This is a genomic window from Amycolatopsis sp. NBC_01307, assembly GCF_035975215.1.
GTDB lineage: Bacteria > Actinomycetota > Actinomycetes > Mycobacteriales > Pseudonocardiaceae > Amycolatopsis.
Window position 1 is genome coordinate 1,265,082 of record NZ_CP108403.1, and the last position, 18,710, is coordinate 1,283,791.

Genomic DNA, 18,710 nt, shown 5'->3' on the forward strand with positions numbered 1-18,710 from the left:
AGCCTCCTTACCGGCTCTTATGGCCGGTAAGGAGGCCTTCACGGCGTTACGGCCAGGGCGACGCCGAGGACGACGAGGATCGTGCCCACGACGCGGTTCAGGGCCGGTTTCGCGTGTTCGTACCAGCGTTGGGTGGCCGGGGCCGAGAACAACAGCGCCACTGACAGGTGCCAGACGGCCGACGCGGTGACGATCAGCGCGACCGCCGCGACCTTGATCCCCGCCGGTTCGCTCGGCGGGAGCGTCGCCGTCAGGACGCTGCCGAAGAACGCCGCGGCCTTCGGGTTGGTCAGGTTGCTGACGACGCCTTGGCGGAACGCGCCGCCACGAGCCGCCGGTGGGGCGGATTCGGGCGCGCGGGCGCGCAGCCACAGCCGGATCCCCAGCCACGCCAGGTAAGCGCCGCAGACGACGCGCAGGGCCGTGGCCAGCCACGGCGTGCGTGCCAGCACGGCGCCCAGCCCGAAGACGGCGACCGCGGCGAGCAGCCCGCCCGCGGCGACGACGCCGAGCGCGACCGACACGGCGGTGCGCCGGGTCCCGGCCGCCGCGGTGTGCGCGATGAGGACGAAGTTGGGGCCGGGAGAGACGGCCGCGGGGAGGTAGGCCAGCAGCACCGTGCCGAGGGTGGCGGCGGGGCTCACGCCGCCCGGCCGCCCCCGCCGACGACCTGGTCGCGCACGGCTCGCAGCGCGTCGTGGTCCACAGTGGACGGTTCGGCGGCGAGCCAGTCGCCGATCTCGTGCAGGAACGTCTCCGGCGTCATCGGCGGGGCGGCGACGTCGTCCGGGTCGGCCGTGGTCAGGTCGCCGCTGCGGCTCGGGTACACGATCATCGCGCCGCGCAGCGCGACGCCGGGCAGCAGGTCGCGGTAGGCGGCGAGGCTCTCGGTGAGCCGGCTGCCGCCGCCGCGGAACGGCCGCCCGTTGCGCAGCAGCCGGCCGTCCTCGGCGGTTTCGTAGTGCCCGGGCAGCCAGATCTTCGACTCGATGAGCACCAGGCGCTTCCCGCACAGCACGGCGTGGTCGACGTCGGCGAACACCGAGCCCGGCCAGGCGAGCCCGTGGAAGATCCGGGCGCCGGGCAGCCGGGTCAGGTAGGTCTCCAGCAGCTCGGCGGTGAGCCGTTCGGCCAGTTCGTCGCGCTCGGTGCCGGGGGCGCCGAAGACGGTGCGGCCGCCGAACTCCTCGGCGAAGGCGTCCCGGGCGCGGGACGCGCGGAGGTAGCCGCGGGCCAGCCGCTGCACCAGCAGCGCGGTGCCGGCGGTGAGGATGAGCCAGACGATCAGCACCGGCGGCGAGAACTCGACCCCGCTGACCAGCGGCAGCAGCACCAAAACCATGCCGCCCACGGCGACGACGACCGGCGTGTGCCCGGGGCCGCGGCGGCGGCCGTGCCGCATCCGGGTGTCTTCGCCCGCGAAGTGCCACCAGGTCAGGTCTTCGGCGTCGAGATCGGGCAGATCGGGGACGAAGCCGGGCTCGTCGCCGAAGCGCCGCCGGGGCCGCGGCCGCACCGGGACCACCGGCACGACGGTGGCGCCGCCCGCGTCGTAGCGGTCGCGGCTGACGGGGTCGCTCAGGACGTCGTAGGCCTCGCGGAGCAGCCGGAACGTGCCGACCGTGCCGCCGGCGTCCGGGTGCATGGTCTTGGCGAGCCTGCGGTAGGCCGTCTTGACGTCGGACGCCGTGGCGTCGCGGCGGACGCCGAGCACCTCGTAGTAGTCGACCTCGGGCACGCTGGCGTTCACCTCCGGATGGCTGCGCGAAGACTTTATGGGGTCGGGTCGCGGGGCCGGTCACCGCCTCCGCGGCACGGCAGGGTGATGGTCCCGGAGGCCAGGTCAGGGCGGTGTCCGGAGTTTTACCGCGCGCCGCCGGTGCGGTCACCGGGGTGCCCGGCGGAGGTTGCCGGGTGCGTGACGTGGTCCCCGTCCGGGGTGCGTGTCACGTTTCCGGTGCTCCATTAGTGTCCACTGAGGACTGTTTGTCGCTCGAAAGTGGTGTAACGGCGCGGTTTTACCGGGGTGCGTTGACTTTGCGTAGCCGGAATCCACCTGAATGGACGCGAACAGGTGTTCGATTCTCGGGTACGTTGGAGACATGTCCCCGGCACCCCACGAACGTGACGGGCCCACCGCCACCCCACCTCGGCAGCGGGCCCGTCACCCCGTTCACCACCCGCGTCAGCGCTTGCGTCACCGCTCGCGCAGCAGGAAACGCTGCAGCTTGCCGCTGGCGTTGCGCGGCAGCGCGTCCACGAACCGCACCCGGCGCGGGTACTTGTACGGCGCCGCAACGGCTTTGGCGTGCTCCTGCAGCGCGTGCGCGAGGTCCGGCCCCGGCTCGGCGCCCGGCCGGAGCACGACGAAGGCCGTCACGACCGACCCGCGCTCCGGGTCGGGAGTGCCGACCACAGCGCACTCGGCGACGTCCGGGTGGGTCAGCAGCACCTCTTCCACCTCGGGGGCGGCGATGTTGTAGCCGGAGGACACGATCATGTCGTCGCTGCGGGCCACGAACCGGTAGTAGCCCTCGGCGTCGCGGACGTAGGTGTCGCCGGTGAGGTTCCAGCCGTCGCGGACGTAGTCGGCCTGCCGGGGGTCGCCGAGGTAGCGGCAGCCGGTGGGCCCCTGCACGGCGAGCAGGCCCGGCGTGCCGTCGGGCACCGGGTGGCCGGTTTCGTCGAGCACGGTGGCGCGGAACCCGGGCACGACGGTGCCGGTCGAGCCGGGGCGGGCCGCGTCGTCGGCGGCGGAGATGAACACGTGCAGCATCTCCGTGCTGCCGATGCCGTCGATGAGCGGCCGCCCGACGACGTCGTGGTACTGCTCGGCCACGGCGGCCGGGAGGGCTTCGCCGGCGGACACGGCGCGGCGGACGCCGGCCAGCAGCGGGCCGTCGCCGGCGCCGAGGATCGCGCGGTAGGCCGTCGGCGCGGTGAAGAGCACGGTCACCGCCTGCTCGGCGACGGTCGCGGCCAGTTCCTTCGGGGTGGCGCGTTCGAGCAGGAACACCGATGCGCCGGCGTGCAACGGGAACACGAGAAGGCCACCGAGGCCGAAGGTGAACGCGAGGGGAGGGGTGCCGCAGAACAGGTCGTCCGCGGCGGGCCGCAGGACGTGCCGGGAGAACGTGTCGGCGATGGCGAGCAGGTCGCGGTGGAAGTGCATGGTCGCCTTCGGCGACCCGGTGGTGCCGGAGGTGAAGGCGAGCAACGCGACGTCGTCGGCGGCCGTCGGCACGTCGTCGAAGGTCGCTGGGTGCCGCGCGCAGCGTCCGGCGAGTTCGGTGCCGTAGGAGACCACCGGCAGCCCGGGCGGCAGCTCGTCGAGCAGGCGCTCGTCGCAGAGGGCGACGCTGGGCGCCGCGCGCTCGACGATCTTGTCGAGCTCGCCGCGGCGCAGCATCGGCACGGTCGTGACGGCGACCGCCCCGGCTTTGAGCACGCCCAGCCAGCACGCCGCGAGCCACGGGGTGTTGGTCCCGCGCAGCAGCACACGGTTGCCGGGCACGACGCCGAGGTCGGCGGTGAGCACGTGCGCGATCCGGTTGGCGCGCGCGAGCACGTCCCCGTAGGTCCACGTCTCGTCCGGCGACCGCAGGCACGGCCGATCCGGCCCGAGGCGCGCGAGGGTGTGGTCGAGCAGCACGGTGGCGGCGTTGAGCCGATCGGGATACCGCAGCTCCGGCAGGTCGAACACCAGCCGAGGCCACTGCGCTTCGGGCGGCAGCCGATCGCGGCAGAACGAGTCGGTGTGAGCGCTGGGAGAAAGCGGCATCACGGCTCCTCGGGTCGGAACGACCTGCACCAGGAGAAAAGTAGCACCCGTTGCGACCGTCGAGAAGACGCAATGCCGCACCCCTGACGGCGACGACAAGAAGGCGATGCCACTGCGTTCACCTGGGACAGCGCACAGTGACAACGCCTCGCGAGAGTCGATGACCGGCTGCCGAGGGCGCTCCGAAGCGCGACAGGCGGGCCCCACAGTGCGCGATGGCTCCGGGGGCGATGGTCGCGGCGCCCGCCAGGCCGCACCGCCGCAGCGGGCCACGCACGCCGCGGCCACCCCTCGCGCGGGCGCTGCGGTCGCGCACCCGGGCTGTCGCTTGCACGGGCGCCGCGGTCGCGCACGCCGGGGCTATCGCTCGTACCGCTGCAGCCGGCCACTCGCCCCGGTCCCCACGGCGGGACTGTCGTCCGCACAGGCGCCCCGGTCGCGCTCGCGCGCCGGGTTCGTGCTTGCGCCGTGGCCGTGGCCGTTGTCCGGCTGCTGTGACCGGGGTTCGTGCTTGTGTCGCGGCCGCGGCCAGGGTGAGCGCGAGCGCGATGCCGGACCGAACAGCGTGAGGTCGCCGCTTCGACCGCGTCCGGCGGCCGACCGGGCAGCACCGCCCGGCGAGCGCCGCCTGAGGTCAGATTCCCGAGTCGTGTTCCGAGGCGTGGAAGAAGGCCGCCGGGTCGTTCGACAAATCCTCCAGCACTCCGTGCCGAACCCTCGCCGAGATGGCGGCGCTGATGACCGCCCACACCGCGATCACCGCCACCACCGCTGGCGCCGACAGCACGTGGCGCAGCAGTGCGAGGTTCACCGTGGCGGCCAGCGCCGCGATCTGGAGCAGGTTCACGTACCACTTCCGCGGCTGCATCGAGAACACACGCGTCCCGGTGAGGTAGGCCGTCAGGCCGGCCGTGATGAACCACGCGGCCGAGACCGGTGGGGACTCGTGCAGTGAAAGGTCCACCCCGGCCGCGATGAGCAGCAGGGAGAACGCCGGGATCAGGTGCCCGCCCGCGTACAGGAAGTACGCCAGCGCGGGGTTGCCGCCGGAGAGGTCGAGCATGCGCTCGTAGATCTCCGCCGCCGACGTGAAGTACACCCACCACAGCGCGCCGGCGAGGACCAGGCCGCCGACCAGGGCGAGCCAGTAGCCGAGGTCGTCGGCCGGGCGGTCGAGCGCCGCGCCGCCGACCGTGATCACCAGCTCGCCGAGCAGCAGGATCATGAAGAGCCCGAAACGCTCGGACAGGTGCCCCGAATCGACCGCCCGCCCCGGGTTGCTCGACGGCGCGAGCAGCGAGCGCATCTTCGCGGCCCGCGACGGCCGGGGAGCGTCGTGGCCGCCGCGCCGCCGGTCGCTCCCGCCGTCCAGCAGCAGGAAGCCCGCCTCCTGGATCAGCGCGAACGCCCACAGCACGAACACCCACGGCCGCGGGGTGAACGCCGAGATCGTGAACAGCACCGCCGACGCCGTGTAGCCCCAGGCGATCCGGCGGACCTCGGCCTTGCTCCGGCCGGACCACCGGTGGGCCGCCGCCAGGATCAGGCGGACCCCGGCCAGCGCCGCCGCGAACCCCGCCGGGTGCCCCTCGAAGACGTGGTGCGCCTGGGTGGCCGCGATCGCGCACGGCACCGTGCCGGCCAGCACGAACAGCCGGTCGACGACGCGGGTGTCGTCGCCGACGCGGTTGTAGAGCAGTGCGAAGCCGATCCACGTCCACCAGAGCGTGGCGAACAGGCCCAGCGAGGCGCCGACGTGCACCCACTTCGGCTCGGCGACGATCGCGTGCGTCACCTGGCTGACGGCGAACACGAAGATCAGGTCGAAGTACAGCTCGACCCACCCGACGCGTCTGCCGTGCCCGGCGCTGTCCTGATCTTCGGTCACAGCCGAGATTGTGCACTGCGGCTCGGATAGGGTGCGATCGGAGAGGGGGAGGGTGATCGTGAAGCCGCAACTGCGTTCGGTGGTGCTGGCGCAGGCCTGGCAGCGGATCCCCGGCGTGGCCGTCCTGTCCGCGCCCGACGGCGGCCCGCTGACCCGCACGGTCAAGAAGATCATCGACCCCCTGGTCGTCCGCACCGCGGCCCGTCCCCGCCTGGGCCGCCCCCTCCTGGACGAGGCGTCGGCCGCGGAGGTGACGCAGCTGCTGCTCGCCGACGCACCCCGCCTGCACGCGACGGCGGAGTGGTTCACCCACCTGAAGAAGCAGCGCCGAGCACTGCGGATCACGGCGGGCAACGTCCAGGACGTGTGCTTCCCGCTGGCCTACGAGCTGGCAACGGGCTTCGGCACCCCAGGCCCGGACGCGGCCGAGACGGCGGCGGCAGCACTGCGCGACCTGCACGGCGAGCGCGCGACCGGAGCCGACGAGCTGGCGGCCTACCTGGCCGACCCGCGAGTGGCGGCCGACCTGACGGAAGAGCTGCACCGCCGCTGGCACGCGGCCACCCCGGCCGATGACCTGCTCTCCGCTGAGGACATCACGCAGCTCGCGGAGTTCGTCGAAACCCTCGCCGACTCCGCCTGGCGCGCGCTCGCCGAATCCGGCGCCGGGCACGCGCTCGGCCTGGCCCTTCGCCGATCCGGCGGTTCGGCCGCCGTCGCCAAGGCCGTCCAGGAGATCTCCGGCACGACCGCCCCCGATCTCGGGCTGCAGCGCGGGGACCACACCGCCGTGCCGCCGCTGAGCCGCCGGGACGAAACCGGCGCCGAACTCCTCGAACGCAGCGTCGAACGGCGGGTGCGCGCCACCCTCCGGCGAACCCCCGCAGACGACCGGGCGCCCGTCGCCGACCTCGTCGACGACGAACTGAGCCGGGTCGCCGCCGGCTTCGGGCTCGAAAGGCCCGCCCTCGCCGGCTGCTTTGCGCTCGGCGTGGTTGTCGCACCCGCGCTCCGGCCGCTCGACGGCGCCGCGGCCACGGCCGTACCCGAGTTCGCGCGGCGGCTCAACGCCCAGGTCGCGCGTGAGGGTTACGTCCTGCACGCCCGCCGCGCGCTGGCCGGCGGCACCCCGCTCACCCCGCGGCCTGACCCCGGACTCGTCCGCGAGCTGCGCGAGTTCGCCAAGCAGTTCCTCGGCCGTCTCTGGATCCGGCTGCACGGCTTCGACGTCCGCGGCGAGACCCCGGCCGACGCGGCGGACGTCCGCGACCTCGTCACCGGCGTCGTCCGCTCGACCTCCCTCGACCTGCGGACGAAGGTGCGCCGCGCGCTCGTCGCCCGCTTGCCGGAGCTGGAGGCCGCGTCGTGACGCACCCGGTGCACACGCCCGTCGTCGCCGCGGACGGCGGTCTCGTCCGCTTCGCCCTCGCCGATCTCCTCGCCGGTGCGGCCACGTCGATGCGGATCGAACTCACCGACGCGAGTGCCGCGGAACCGTGGCTGACCCGGCTGGTCGGGCCCGAGGCCGCCCGAACCGCACTGGAGCAGGGGCACGCCGACGTCCCGGCCCGGCCGGAGCTCGCCACCCTCGCGCTGCTGCTCTGGGCGCGCCGCTGGTGGCCCGCCGGCCCGCGGCTCGGCGTTCCGTCGCTGGACCCGGCCCTGCTGGACCTCGAAGCCGCCGTCGCGACGGCGGCGGTCGAGGACGTCGCCGAAGGGCTGCTCGACGGCTTCGAAGCCACCCCGGCGGAACTCTTCGACGCGGCGGTCGCGGGCGGCGCCCTGACCGGGCCGGCCGGCGAAGTCCGCGACCTCTGCACCCGGCTGTCGGCCTGGTTCGACGCGCAGGACGACGTCGAGCGCGCCGAGGCCGCGGCCGAGCCGGAAATCGCCGGCGGCCAACGCGCCTACGCACTGGCCGCGGGCACCGGCCCGGGCTCGCCCGGCGCCGGCGTGCTGGCCGAGGGCCGCGCGAGCGTCGACTGGGCGCGCGTGCCCCCGGGCGTTCTCGACGCCGCCGAAGACACCGTGACCTGGCGGATCGTCGCCGCCGGGCGGCTCGAGGTCGAGGTCGCCGGCGCGTTCGCCGACGCCGTCCTCACCGCGGTCGCGACCCACGACGGCGCGCCATTCGCGGAAGTCCCCCTGGCCCTCGGCGCCGGGCAGTTCGCCGGGAGCGTGGCCCTCGACGCGGCCGCGACCCGGCTCGCGGCGACCCCGGACGTCCACATCGGACTCGTCGTGGGCGTGGCGGCGGAGGGCGTCACGGGCACCACACCGGCGGACCGGGCGGCCGTGGTTTCGCTCGTGCGGGCGCGACCGCCGCGGGTGTGGACGCTGGCCGAACGCGCGGCGGCCGGGGACGCCGCCGAGGAGTTCTGACGTGCTCGCCGGCTTCCCGCCGCCGCTCACCCCGCCGGACCGGCCGCTGCCGCCCGAACTGGCCGGGTCGAGTTCGCACGGCTACAACTGTCGTTGTGTCGCAACACATTTCGGCCTGGATCCGGCGCGCTACGGCGAGGTTCCCGCGTGCTCGCTGACCGAGGCCGAGTACCACGCACTGCTCGTCGAAGCCGTCAACGTCCAAGGCGTGGCGAAGCGGCTCGCCGCGGCGCGGGACGTCGCGGGTGCGCAGCGGCAGTACGCCCGGATGCGGCAGCTCGCGCACCGGCTCGACCGGACCGACCTCGACCTCGCCGCGGTCAGCGACCTGGCCACGGTCTGCTACTCCGCCGGCGATCTGCGCAACGCGCGGCAGTGCGCCGAAGCCGTCTTGACCGTCTTCGGCGTGATCACCAAGGCCATCGTCCACTTCGGACAGTACGTCGAGCTGCGGATGATCGAAGGTTCACGCGAGATCGCCGAACGCGTGCTCATCTCACTGTCCACGGAGGAGGGTGACCTGCCGCGGGCGCGCGAGCTGCTCGCGGACCAGCGCCGCCGGGCGGCGTTCCGGAAGGCGGCCGAGCCGGGGCAGTTCCCGCGCGAGCAGCTCGACCCGCACGGCGCCGACGAGCTGGAGCTGCGCATCCTCGACGTGCGCGTGCAGGTGGCGGCGGGCGACCCGGCCGGCGCGCGGGCCGCGATCGAGGGGATCCTGGCGGCGCTGGCGCGCATCGCGGACGTCGACGAGGTGCGCGAGCAGGTCGTGTCGCTGCAGGCGATGGCGCGCGCCGAACGCGCCCGCGTCCGGCAGGCGGGCGGCGAGGAGGCGGACGCGTCGGCGGACCTGCTGCGCCTGAGCGCCCGGCACGGCGGCCCGACGGCGGCGAAGTTCGACGTCCAGCTGGCGGAAACCCGGGCCCTCGACGGGGATTTCCCGGGCGCGATCGCGGCGATCGTCGCGGCCCGGGACGAGCTGGCGGCGGCCGGCCTGACCGGCGACGTGGCCGAGGCGAGCCACGCGCTGGGCACGCTCCTGCTGCTCGCGGGCGATGTCGCGCAGGCCAGGGACCAGTTCGAGCACGCGGGAAAGCTGTGGACGGCCAACGGCGACACCCCGGGCGCGCGCCGGCTGGACCTCGCGCTGGCCCGCTGCGCGGCCGCCGAGGGCGATTGGCCGGCGGCGAAGGAGCACGCGGCCCGCGCCCAGCAGTCGGCGCGGGCGTCGGGGGAGTGGCTGGAGTGCCTGCGCGCGGACTTCGTGACGGCGACGATCGACCACGCGAGCGGCGACGACCCGCGGGTGGCCTTGGAGCTGCTGCTGCCGGTGGCCTTGGCGGCACAGGAGTACCGCTTCGAGTTCGCCGCGCCCGAAGCACGCACGGCGTGGGCGAGCGGCGTCGCGGGCCCGGCGACGGAGCTGCTGATGACGGTGCTGGCCCAGCTGGGCGAAACGCGGCTGACAGCGGAGCTGATCGAGCGCACGTGCGCGGTCGGGGCGTACACGGAGAACCGTTCGCTCGACCTGACCGGCACCTTGCCGACGCTGGATCCGGCGACGGCTGGTGTTTCCGCGCTACCTGGCTCACCGGCCCAGGCTCGCAGGCGGTCGCGACCCGAGGCGGTCACCGACGACCGGCTGCCTCTGGCCGCGCTCGGCGCCGTCACCTCCGGCCTGCCCCTCCGGCTCGCCCCGCCGCCCGACCTGCGCTGGTCGCCTCGTCAGCCCATGGAACTGGACCGCTGGCTCGACCTCGCCGCCGAGCGGTACCACCTGCGCCGCCAGGCCACCGAGACCGTCGCCACCTGGCCCGCCGCCGAGCCGGGACGCGAGACCTTCGTCCTGCGCTTCGCCGACGCCGGGCACACCTTCCTCAGCTGGCGGACCACCGAGGACCTCGACACCGTCCACACCCACCCCATCGACGCCGGACTCGTCGAGACCGTCCGCGGCTTCATCGCGGCCGCCTCGCCGACGCCGCACGAAGGGGAGAGCGTCGCCGACGCCGTGCGAAGGTCGCTGGCCGACGACGCTCTCGGCAGCGCCGCCGGGGAACAGCGGCTGGCTCGGGTGCTCGCCCTCAACCTGCTGCCCGCCGACCTCGTCGAACGGCTCCGGCGGGCGTCCGGGCGACGGCCGCTGCTGCGGGTCCAGCCCTCGCCCCGCCTCGCCGACGTCCCGTGGGGGCTGCTCGCCCTGCCCGACCGGCGGCCGACCCGCGGCACGATCGACGAGGTCGACTCCTGTTTCGACGGCGACGACCGCGTCCTCGACGTCGCCGACGTCGCCTTGCTCGCGCCCGCCGGGATCCCGCGCAAGCCGCCGGCCGCCGACGGGCCGCCCGTCTACCTGCTCGATCCGCGGATTCCGGGCCAGAGCGCTTTCGGTGAGCTGGGGTCCGTGCTCGGCAAGCAAAGTGACAGCTCGCCGCTGATCCGGCACCTGGACGCGCAGCTCGAAGCCGGTCCGGTTCACCCGGCCGCCGCGAACGGCCTCGATCTCGTCCGGCGGACCGACACCGACCGGCGGCTGCTCGCCGAGCTGCTGGCCGGGCCGTGCTCGCGGCTGGTGTTCGTCGGGCACGTCAGCCGGGTGCGCGACGACCACGGCGCGCAGACCGCCCTGCACCTGTCCTGTGCGGCCGAGCTGCCCGGCACGGCCGCGCCGATCGGGGCGCACCGGCCGTTCACCGCCGCCGATCTCGCATTGTCGCGAGTGGACGCCATGCCGGCGCGGGTGGCGCTGATCGGCTGCGGCAGCGCGAGCGACTTCGGCCTGGCCGAACCGTTCGGCGTGCTGCTCGCCGCCGTCGCGGCCGGGGCCGGGCTGGTCGCCGCGACCGTCTGGGCGCTGCCGACGTCGGCCGCCGTGCCCGGCGCGGACCCGATGGCCGAGCTGGTCGTCGCCGTCGACACAGCGCTCGCCGGCGACGACCCCGTCACCGAGCTGTGCGAGTGGCAGCGGAACCGGCTCGCGCGGTGGCGCGAACGGCCCGAGCCGGCCCGTTCGCCGGTCTTCTGGGCGGCCCTGACCTGCCTCGACGCCGCCGCCGACGGGCAAACCTGGGTTCGGTAGCAGCGCGGCCCGCCGAAGCTGTGCACACACCGCACAGCGAAAGGCAGGGACCCGATGTTCAAGAAGATCCGCGACAAGGTCAACGAGGCCACGCAGCAAGGCGCGGTCCGCGGCGCGCAGGAGTTCCAGCAGCACGCCGAGCAGTTCCGGCGGGCGGCCGCCGCCCAGGGCTACGACATCACCCCGCAGCTGCCGACGCCGCAGGCGGCCGCGCAGGCGTTCCGGAGCCTGAACGCCGACCCGGACATGGCCGCGTTCCTGGCGCTGCCGATGGAGGAGCAGCTGCGCCAGCAGCAGGAGCTGCAGGCCTACGGCACCGAGCTGCGCCGGCTCTACGACACGTGCGAGCCGGCCACCCTGGTCGTCCGCGCGCTGGAGCCGACCGGCCGGACGATCGCCGGGCAGGCCCAGTACACCGCCACACTGGAGGTCACCCGCACCGGCGGCGTCCCGTACCGGACGGTCGCGCAGCTGATCGCACCGCAGGCGACGATCCAGCAGTACGCGCCCGGCACCCGTCACGAGGCCCGCGTCGACCCGGCCGACCCGGCGAAGGTCGCCGTGTTCGGCCCGATCGTCTAGGGGGCCGGCGTGTTCGCATTCGGCCTGCCGGAGAACCCCCGGCGCACCGGCCGCCGCCTGTGGCTGCTCGGGGTGCCCACGACGCTCGCCTGGGCGGTCGCGGGCTGGTCGGGCGCCCTCGGACTGCTGGACACGTTCCGGCTGATGTCGCTGAACCGCGTCGGCGCGTGGGGGGCCGACGCGGGCCCGGCGGTGTCCCTGGTGCTGTTCTTCAGCCTCTCGGTCACGGCGGCGTCGTCCCTCGGCTTCGCGATGCTGTGGAGCGGCGGGGTGTCGCTGGGCCGGATGGGCGCCGGCTTCCGGGCGAGCTCGCTGGCCGCGTCCCTCGGCATCGCGCTGGGCAGCGGCGTGGCGATCCCGTCGTGGACGCGGCCGGAGGCGGTGGGCCAGCGGCTCCCGTTCCTCGACGGCACACCCGAGCCCTGGTCGGACGTCGACTGGGTCGTCTATTACGAGCCGTACCTGGTGCCCGCGGTGGCCGGGCTCGTGGCGCTGGTGATGGTCGTGGTGCTGCTGCGGGCGTTCCTCACCACGGCGGAGGCGGACGACCGCGCGCAGGCCCTGACCCAGCGCGGCCGCCTGGTGACCGGGCAGGTCACGCACGTCGAGTTCACGAACGTCTGGGTCATGGGCAACCCGCGTTTCACGGTCCACGTCCGCTTCCCGGCGGAGACGGGCGAGCGCACGGTGGTGACGACGATGGTCACCCCGGTCATGCAGTCCCCGGCCCGCGGCACCAAGGTCCGGGTCCGCTACGACCCGCAGGACCCGGGCGCGGTACTGGTGGAACCCGACCCGGACGACCATGCGATCCGCTACCCGCCGTTTTTGTAACGCCGGATTCGGGGCCGGCGACTCCGGCATTGAGCGGTTGCGCGCACTACTACGACCCGTAGCACCATCGGCGCGGAATGTGACACCGCCACGGAGGGGTGATCGCATGAGCACCTGGACGGATTCGTCCCCCGGTCGGCGTAACCTGGGAAGCGGTTCGAGCTTTTCTCCAGGGCGTTGTGTCATCGTTCCCGCAGAGGAATCCCGTACGCGGCGCGAAAGGGTGTGCTGACGCCATGAGCACGGATGCAGCGGCCTGCGCGCCGGAAGCCTCGCCGACGTCGAGCCCGGGTGAACCGATCATCGGCCAGTCGCCGCGGCGCAGGGTCGGGAGTTCCGTCTACGTGACCGTGCCCGGCCCGGTGCCGGTGATCAAGGCCAAGCCGCACAAGAAGAAGTAGCGCTCAGCCGAGGTCCATGGCGTGCTCCGCGGCCCGCTGGAGGCTGACGAGCAGATGGTTGTAGCGCTCGGAATCCAGTTTGCTGATGAGCGACAGGTGCTCGGGCGGCACTTCTTCGCCGTTGGCCTTGATGACGTAGGTCGAATTCAACGTGATCGCGCCGACCGAGAGGATGTCCGCGGCGTCGGGCCCGATCATTTTCTCGCTCCCGGTTCCCGAAACGAGAATGGGCGCCGCGAGAATGCCGCGCCAGATCTGCGCGATCGGTGACGGGCTGAGGTTGGCCGCCTGGAGGTTTCCGGTGAACACCGCCTGGGCCGCGGCGAAGTCGGAACCCCGGTCGATGGTGACGTGGTGCCGGAGCGACCATTCTTCGCGGTGCGTGTAGACGGAGGTGCCGACGAGGTTGATGGTGTAGCGGCGCCGGCCGTTCTCCTGCAGCCGGCTGCGCAGCCACAGGAAGAGCCCGAAGTTCTCGCCCGCGTTGCCGCCGAGGACGTGGTCGTCGTACTCGAGGGAGAGCTTTTCGAGGACGTCCAGCGGGCCGCCGGGGATGCTGAGGGCGTCGTGCAGTTTCGTGGTCAGGTCCTCCGCGGCCTGACCGGCCGGGATCTCGGCGTCCGGCTCGCAGCCGACGGCCGTGTAGCAGTCGTCCAGGGCCTTGGCGAAGCGCCGGTTGTAGACCAGGGAGTCCTCGACCTCGTTCTCCGGCCGGTACCGCTCGGGTTCCACGACGGCGAGCGCGAGGTCGGAGATCGCCTGGTTGAGCTGAGAGTACGACTTCAGGAAGATGGGCTTGAGGCCCAGCGTCTGCTCGAGGTAGCGAGCGGAGTTGATGGCGTAGGCCGCGGCGCGGGTCGTGGAGACGTTCTTCACCGCCGGGGGCACGACGAGGGAGAACCGCAGCGAATTCGTGGGCGCGCTTCCGTAGAGCGGGCCCACGAGGTTCGGGTCGGACATGCTCAACCCGATGAAGATGGTGCAGGAGTCCTTGATCGAATCGGTGAGGATCGCCCGGACTTCCGCGCCGTACTTGAGGAACTGGGATTCGGTGAGGATGATCGGTTCTTCGGGGTTGCGCGCCTGCCGGACCAGGCCGTGCAGGTGCAGCACGCCGATGTGGCCGGCTTTCTTGTTCCACGCGGCCCAGTCCTTCTTGCCGCCGGGCCGGATAGAGAACGCTTTGACGTCAGCTTCGGCGAAGTAGGCCAGGAGCGCTTCTTCGAGGATGATGTCGAAGTTCGTGGTGAGCAGGCGGCAGTCGGTGCGCCGGGTGTAGGCCAGCCGGGCGATCGACTGCGCCAGCAGTCCAGGGGTCACCCGCAGGTCCCGCTGGTAGAGCGCGTCCCGGATCACCTCGTGGTCCTGGATGTTGCGGTTCGCGTCCTTGATGAGCTGCAGCACGATCTCGGCCTTGCGCATCAGGTCGGACCGGTCGGCCAGCGCGATCGTGCGGATGTCCTCGTCGTCGATCGCTTCGGTCATCTTCGCGATCAGCGACGGCCAGGAGGGCAGGCTCGAGTTCATCGAGACGCCCGCGCCGACCACGATGGTCAGCGGGCGGGTGCGGTCGCGCACCGCTTCGAACAGCTCGGTGAGGTACGGCTGCGTTTCGAAAGAAAACGTGTCCCCTTTGTCGAACGCGCTGGCGTCGACGATTTTGGACCGGAATCTCTCTGGCATGCATGACCTCGTGCGTTCCGCGGTGACCGTGGTGTCATCTTGGCACCCGTGCTCCGGCACGGTCGGGTGCGGCACCGAATTTGTTACGCGGCCCGAAGAGATCACGCTAATGGCCGAGTGGGTGGTCACTCGGAGTTCGCGGAATGTGTCAGTCTTTTGTCAATAACGGCTACTGCGAATACGGCAGGTCGGCGCGGATGAGTTCCGCCTTCGCCATCGTGTCGTTGAGGTAGGCCGGCAGGGGGCGGCGGAAGCGGGTGGCGAGCGCGTCGGCGATGTCGGTGGTGACGCGCCAGCCCTGGCCGTCCAGCCAGGCTGCCGGGTCGCGGCGGGGCTCGGTGTTGAGCAGACCCGCCATGCTGATGCCCAGGCGTTCGGCGGCCTGCATCGCCTCCATGCTCCGGTTCATGCCCTCGACGTCGCCGCCCGGGACCTGCTCGACGCCGAAGCGGCTGCCCGGCGCGGAACGGGCGTGGACCACCTCGAACAGCTCCTCCTCGGCCCGCGCGGGCAGGTACGGCAGGAGTCCCTCGGCGAGCCAGACCGTCGGGCGGGTGCGGTCGAAGCCCGCCTGCTCCAGCGCGGCCGGCCAGTCGTGGCGCAGGTCCGCCGCGACCGGGTGGCGGTGGCAGTGGGGCAGCGCGCCGAGGTCGTCGAGGACCTGCTGCTTGAACGCCAGGACCCGCGGCTGGTCGACCTCGAAGACGTCACGGCCGTCGAGGTCCAGCCGGTAGGCGCGGGCGTCGAGGCCGGCGGCGAGGATGACCACCTGCGGGGCGTCGGACGTGACGACCACTTCGTCGAAGAAGCGGGAGCGCAGGCCCATGTAGCCGGCCATCGCGCTCCACATCTTGTCGCCGTCCACGTCGGCCGGGCCGGTCGGCAGGGGCTTGGGCGGGTTCGCCGCGCGGACGAACTCGGCCGCGAACGGGTCGTCGACGAGGCCGCCGGCGGAACCCGTCGCGATCGCCCGCGCGGACGCGACCGCGAGCGCGGTCAGGCCGACGCTGGTGACGATGTCCCACTGCTGGTGCGTCCCGCTCATCCGTGACCCTCCCGAAGATCGCTGCGTCCCACCAGCATGACACTGCGCGACCGATCGGGTGCGTGCCGTGAGTGTTTTGCCCGGAATCAGGGCGTGTGGTGTGCGTCACCGGCTGTGATGTTCGAGAGTGTGCGACGCACTCGGGGTGCGGGCCGGAAATTAATAACGAACAATGCTCGGTGCTCTTTGTCAAATTGTGCCGATGTCGCGACTGTGTAACGGTTGTGGGTAATTCTGCCGACGCCGGAAAAGATCCCTTCGGGCACATCGTGAGCCAGCCTAAGCAAGGCGCGGAGCTGCGCGAACCTGCTTGTACGGTGTGCAAGGCGGAGTCGGCGGGACACGATGCGTGATATGTACGGGCGTGTCGGAAAGAATTCGCGCCGAGCTGTCGAAAATGTCGGTGTCGGGCTTGACAGGGGCGCCGGAGTTGATGTTCTCTGCAACCCGGCTCGGTCACGCCACGTCAATGGGAAAGCCGCAATTTCACCGGTTCGGGTGCCGGTGTCCAAGATCGTTCGAGACGGTGCGTGATCGGCCCTGGGGTGATCTCGTCCTGTCCGGGTTCGACGTCAGCCGCGCGTCGGCTGGGAATCGAGCGGTTCCACCATGCTTGAACGAGGGTCCACGCCACGCCGGCCGGCCGACGCCCCGTGGTGGCCGGCGCACTGGAGCGTCCGCACCAAGATCAGCGTCGTCCTGCTGCTGCCCGTCCTGGTCGCCGTCGCGCTGGCGGTGGTCCGGATCCAGGGTGAGCTCGACCGGGCCACCACGCTCAGCGCGGCGCGCGACCGGCTGCCGGTCCTGCACGACACGGTCGACCTGACGGCGTCGCTGAGCCAGGAGATGGTCGCCGCCGTCGCGGTACCGGGCGGGGCGCCCAACACGCTGACCGCCGCGGTGGACGCGAAAGTGGCCGCCATCCAGCGCGAAACCGGTTTCGCGCCGCTGCCCGCCGACACCGGCCGCTCGCTGAACACCGCGCTCGGCAAGCTCGCCGGGATCCGCGCCGCCGGCGCCGCGAACGGTGACGTGCGCACCAAGGCCGCGGGGTACAACGACATCATCGCCTCGCTCGGCGACCTCGTGCCCGCGCTCGTCCCGGCCGACGTCGGCAGCGACACCGCCGTCGCCGCGGACACCGCCCGGCTGCTGGTGCACCTGCGGGCCGAGCTGGCGACCGAGGAGACGTACGTGCGGGCGGCGCAGGCCAGCCCGGACGACGCGACCCTGCGCCCGGCGGCCGTGCTGACCGCCGCCGAGCAGACGGTGCTCGGCGAGCAGGCCGGCCGTCAGCTGACCGGCGCCCTGCGGACCCGGTTCACCGCCGCGACCAGCCCCGCCGCGAACCGGCTCGGCACGCTGCAGGACCCCGAGAGCACCGGGACGGCGGCCCTGTCGTCCTTCCTCCCGTCCATCACCGCGGAAGTCCCCGGGGTGACCGGCGTGCTGAACGACGTCGCGACGCAGCTGGCCGACAACGTGTCGTCGGCGGCCGACCGCGCCCGCGCCGACTCCCTGCGCGACACGGCGCTGGTCCTGGGCGCGCTGCTCGCCGCGCTCGCCGTCGCCCTGCTGGTCGTGCGGTCGCTCGTCGGGCCGGTGCGCCGGCTGCGCGCGGCGGCCCTGCACGCCGCCCACGAGCAGCTGCCGGAGACCGTCCGGCAGGTCCGCGACGGCAAGGAGGTCGACTGGCGCGCCGTGCCGGCCGTGCCGGTCCAGACCGAGGAGGAGATCGGGCAGCTGGCCCGTGCCTTCGACGACATGCACCGCCAGGCCGTCCGCCTCGCCGTCGAGCAGGCCGAGCTGCGCAAGCAGGTCAGCGAGATGTTCATGACGCTGTCGCGGCGCAGCCAGTCGCTGGTCGAGCAGCAGCTGTCGATCATCGAAGACCTCGAGTCGGGGGAGCAGAACCCGGCCCGCCTCGAGGAGCTGTTCCGGATCGACCACATCGCCACCCGGCTGCGCCGCAACGGCGAGAACCTGCACGTGCTCGCCGGTGGCCGGCCGGTCCGCCAGGGCCGCGAGCCGGTGCCGACGCGCGACCTGCTGCGGGCCGCGACGTCCGAGGTCAAGGACTACCGGCGGGTGGCGATGGGCAACGCGCCGCGCAGCTCGGTGCAGCCCGAGGCGGCCGCGGACGTGGTGCACATCCTCGCCGAGCTGCTGGAGAACGCGACGCGGTTCTCGCCGCCGGAGCACAAGGTGGCGCTGACCGCCGACCGCGGCGCCGACGGCGGCCTGCTCATCGAGGTCGTCGACCAGGGCCTGGGCATGACGCCGCAGGAGATCACGTCGGTCAACGAGCGGCTCGCCGCCGCGGGGTCCGTCGGTCCCGAGACGACCCGGCGGATGGGCCTGTTCGTGGTCGGCCGGCTCGCCTCGCTGCACGGCGTCACGGTGCGGCTGCGCCCGACCGGCCCGAGCGGCCGGCACCGGGGCGTCACCGCCAGCGTGCACGTGCCGGGCGCGCTGATCCTCGCCGACCTGGCCCGGCCGATCGGCGCCGGCAGGCAAGCTGAACCGGTCATGCGCCGCAACGGGTCCTCCCGGCCGGTCCTGGTGCCGCCGCAGGCGCCGACGCCGATCTTCGAACAGGTCGTCACGAGCTGGTTCACCGAGCCGATCGAACCCCTGCCCGGGCTGCCGGCCGCCCCGGTACCGCCGCCGGCCCCCGCTGCTCCCGCGCCGCCCCCGGCGGCCGTGACGCCGCCGCCGAAGCCGAAGCCGAAACCGGCCGCGGAGTGGGCGACCCCGGCGGCGGAGCACGCGCGTCACGCCGCGGAAGACGCTCTCGAACCGCCGGTGGCGCCGAAGCTGACCGACGCCGGGTTGCCGACCCGGCGGCCCGGTGCGCAGCTCGCGCCCGGCGCGGTCGTGCCGCGGGTGCGTGAAGATCCCGGCGGCGGGTTCCGGGACGCCTCCGCCGTCCGGAACAGCCTGTCCCGGCACTACCAGGGAATGCGCGCGGCGCGACAGCAGACCGCGACACGCGCCGAAGAATCCGGAAAGGACGAAGTGGATCCGCGATGACGGAA

Annotated in this window: 13 protein-coding genes; 7 read left to right on the forward strand and 6 right to left on the reverse strand. The window is 73.1% G+C overall.

Translation table 11 applies throughout. The features are described 5' to 3' along the window. Positions 1 to 38: 38 nt before the first annotated feature. The 4 genes from OG439_RS05270 to OG439_RS05285 form a co-directional block, all read right to left on the reverse strand. Complete coding sequence (locus tag OG439_RS05270) at positions 39 to 644, reverse strand: LysE family transporter (RefSeq protein WP_326948204.1); 606 nt, start codon at positions 642 to 644, stop codon at positions 39 to 41. Further along, positions 641 to 1,738 (reverse strand): J domain-containing protein, encoded by a 1,098-nt coding sequence (locus tag OG439_RS05275; protein WP_326948205.1) that lies wholly within the window; start codon positions 1,736 to 1,738, stop codon positions 641 to 643. The genes OG439_RS05270 and OG439_RS05275 overlap by 4 nt, the downstream gene beginning before the upstream one ends. A gap of 459 nt (positions 1,739 to 2,197) precedes the next feature. Further along, a complete protein-coding gene (locus tag OG439_RS05280) occupies positions 2,198 to 3,781 on the reverse strand; it encodes an AMP-binding protein (RefSeq protein WP_326948206.1) in 1,584 nt (527 codons plus the stop codon). A 634-nt stretch (positions 3,782 to 4,415) separates the two neighbouring features. Then, positions 4,416 to 5,669: a low temperature requirement protein A gene (locus OG439_RS05285; protein ID WP_326948207.1), complete on the reverse strand. Its 1,254-nt coding sequence runs from the start codon at positions 5,667 to 5,669 to the stop codon at positions 4,416 to 4,418. Between the two features lie 58 nt (positions 5,670 to 5,727). On the opposite strand from OG439_RS05285, the gene OG439_RS05290 reads away from it, so the two are divergent. From OG439_RS05290 to OG439_RS05315, 6 genes are all read left to right on the forward strand, one after another. Continuing rightward, positions 5,728 to 7,038: a hypothetical protein gene (locus tag OG439_RS05290; RefSeq protein WP_326948208.1), complete on the forward strand. Its 1,311-nt coding sequence runs from the start codon at positions 5,728 to 5,730 to the stop codon at positions 7,036 to 7,038. Beyond that, positions 7,035 to 8,051 (forward strand): hypothetical protein, encoded by a 1,017-nt coding sequence (locus OG439_RS05295; RefSeq protein WP_326948209.1) that lies wholly within the window; start codon positions 7,035 to 7,037, stop codon positions 8,049 to 8,051. The genes OG439_RS05290 and OG439_RS05295 overlap by 4 nt, the downstream gene beginning before the upstream one ends. 1 nt (position 8,052) lies before the next feature. After that, positions 8,053 to 11,127 (forward strand): hypothetical protein, encoded by a 3,075-nt coding sequence (locus OG439_RS05300; protein WP_326948210.1) that lies wholly within the window; start codon positions 8,053 to 8,055, stop codon positions 11,125 to 11,127. Positions 11,128 to 11,181: 54 nt separating this feature from the next. After that, positions 11,182 to 11,709 carry a hypothetical protein gene (locus OG439_RS05305; RefSeq protein ID WP_326948211.1) on the forward strand — a complete coding sequence of 176 codons (528 nt, stop codon included), beginning with the start codon at positions 11,182 to 11,184 and terminating at the stop codon, positions 11,707 to 11,709. A gap of 9 nt (positions 11,710 to 11,718) precedes the next feature. Continuing rightward, positions 11,719 to 12,543 (forward strand): DUF3592 domain-containing protein, encoded by an 825-nt coding sequence (locus OG439_RS05310; protein ID WP_326948212.1) that lies wholly within the window; start codon positions 11,719 to 11,721, stop codon positions 12,541 to 12,543. A gap of 236 nt (positions 12,544 to 12,779) precedes the next feature. Further along, positions 12,780 to 12,944 carry a hypothetical protein gene (locus OG439_RS05315; RefSeq protein ID WP_326948213.1) on the forward strand — a complete coding sequence of 55 codons (165 nt, stop codon included), beginning with the start codon at positions 12,780 to 12,782 and terminating at the stop codon, positions 12,942 to 12,944. Positions 12,945 to 12,947: 3 nt separating this feature from the next. Here the strand turns inward: OG439_RS05315 and OG439_RS05320 are convergent, their stop codons facing one another. Further along, the gene (locus OG439_RS05320) at positions 12,948 to 14,627 is read right to left on the reverse strand and encodes an SIR2 family protein (protein ID WP_326948214.1); all 1,680 of its coding nucleotides are present in this window, start codon (positions 14,625 to 14,627) and stop codon (positions 12,948 to 12,950) included. A 169-nt stretch (positions 14,628 to 14,796) separates the two neighbouring features. After that, positions 14,797 to 15,672, reverse strand: coding sequence for an SAM-dependent methyltransferase (locus OG439_RS05325; RefSeq protein WP_326948215.1), 876 nt, complete (start codon positions 15,670 to 15,672; stop codon positions 14,797 to 14,799). Between the two features lie 609 nt (positions 15,673 to 16,281). Here OG439_RS05325 and OG439_RS05330 point away from each other — a divergent pair. Then, on the forward strand, positions 16,282 to 18,705 hold the full coding sequence (locus OG439_RS05330) for a sensor histidine kinase (RefSeq protein ID WP_326948216.1): 2,424 nt from the start codon (positions 16,282 to 16,284) through the stop codon (positions 18,703 to 18,705). Positions 18,706 to 18,710: the final 5 nt, after the last annotated feature.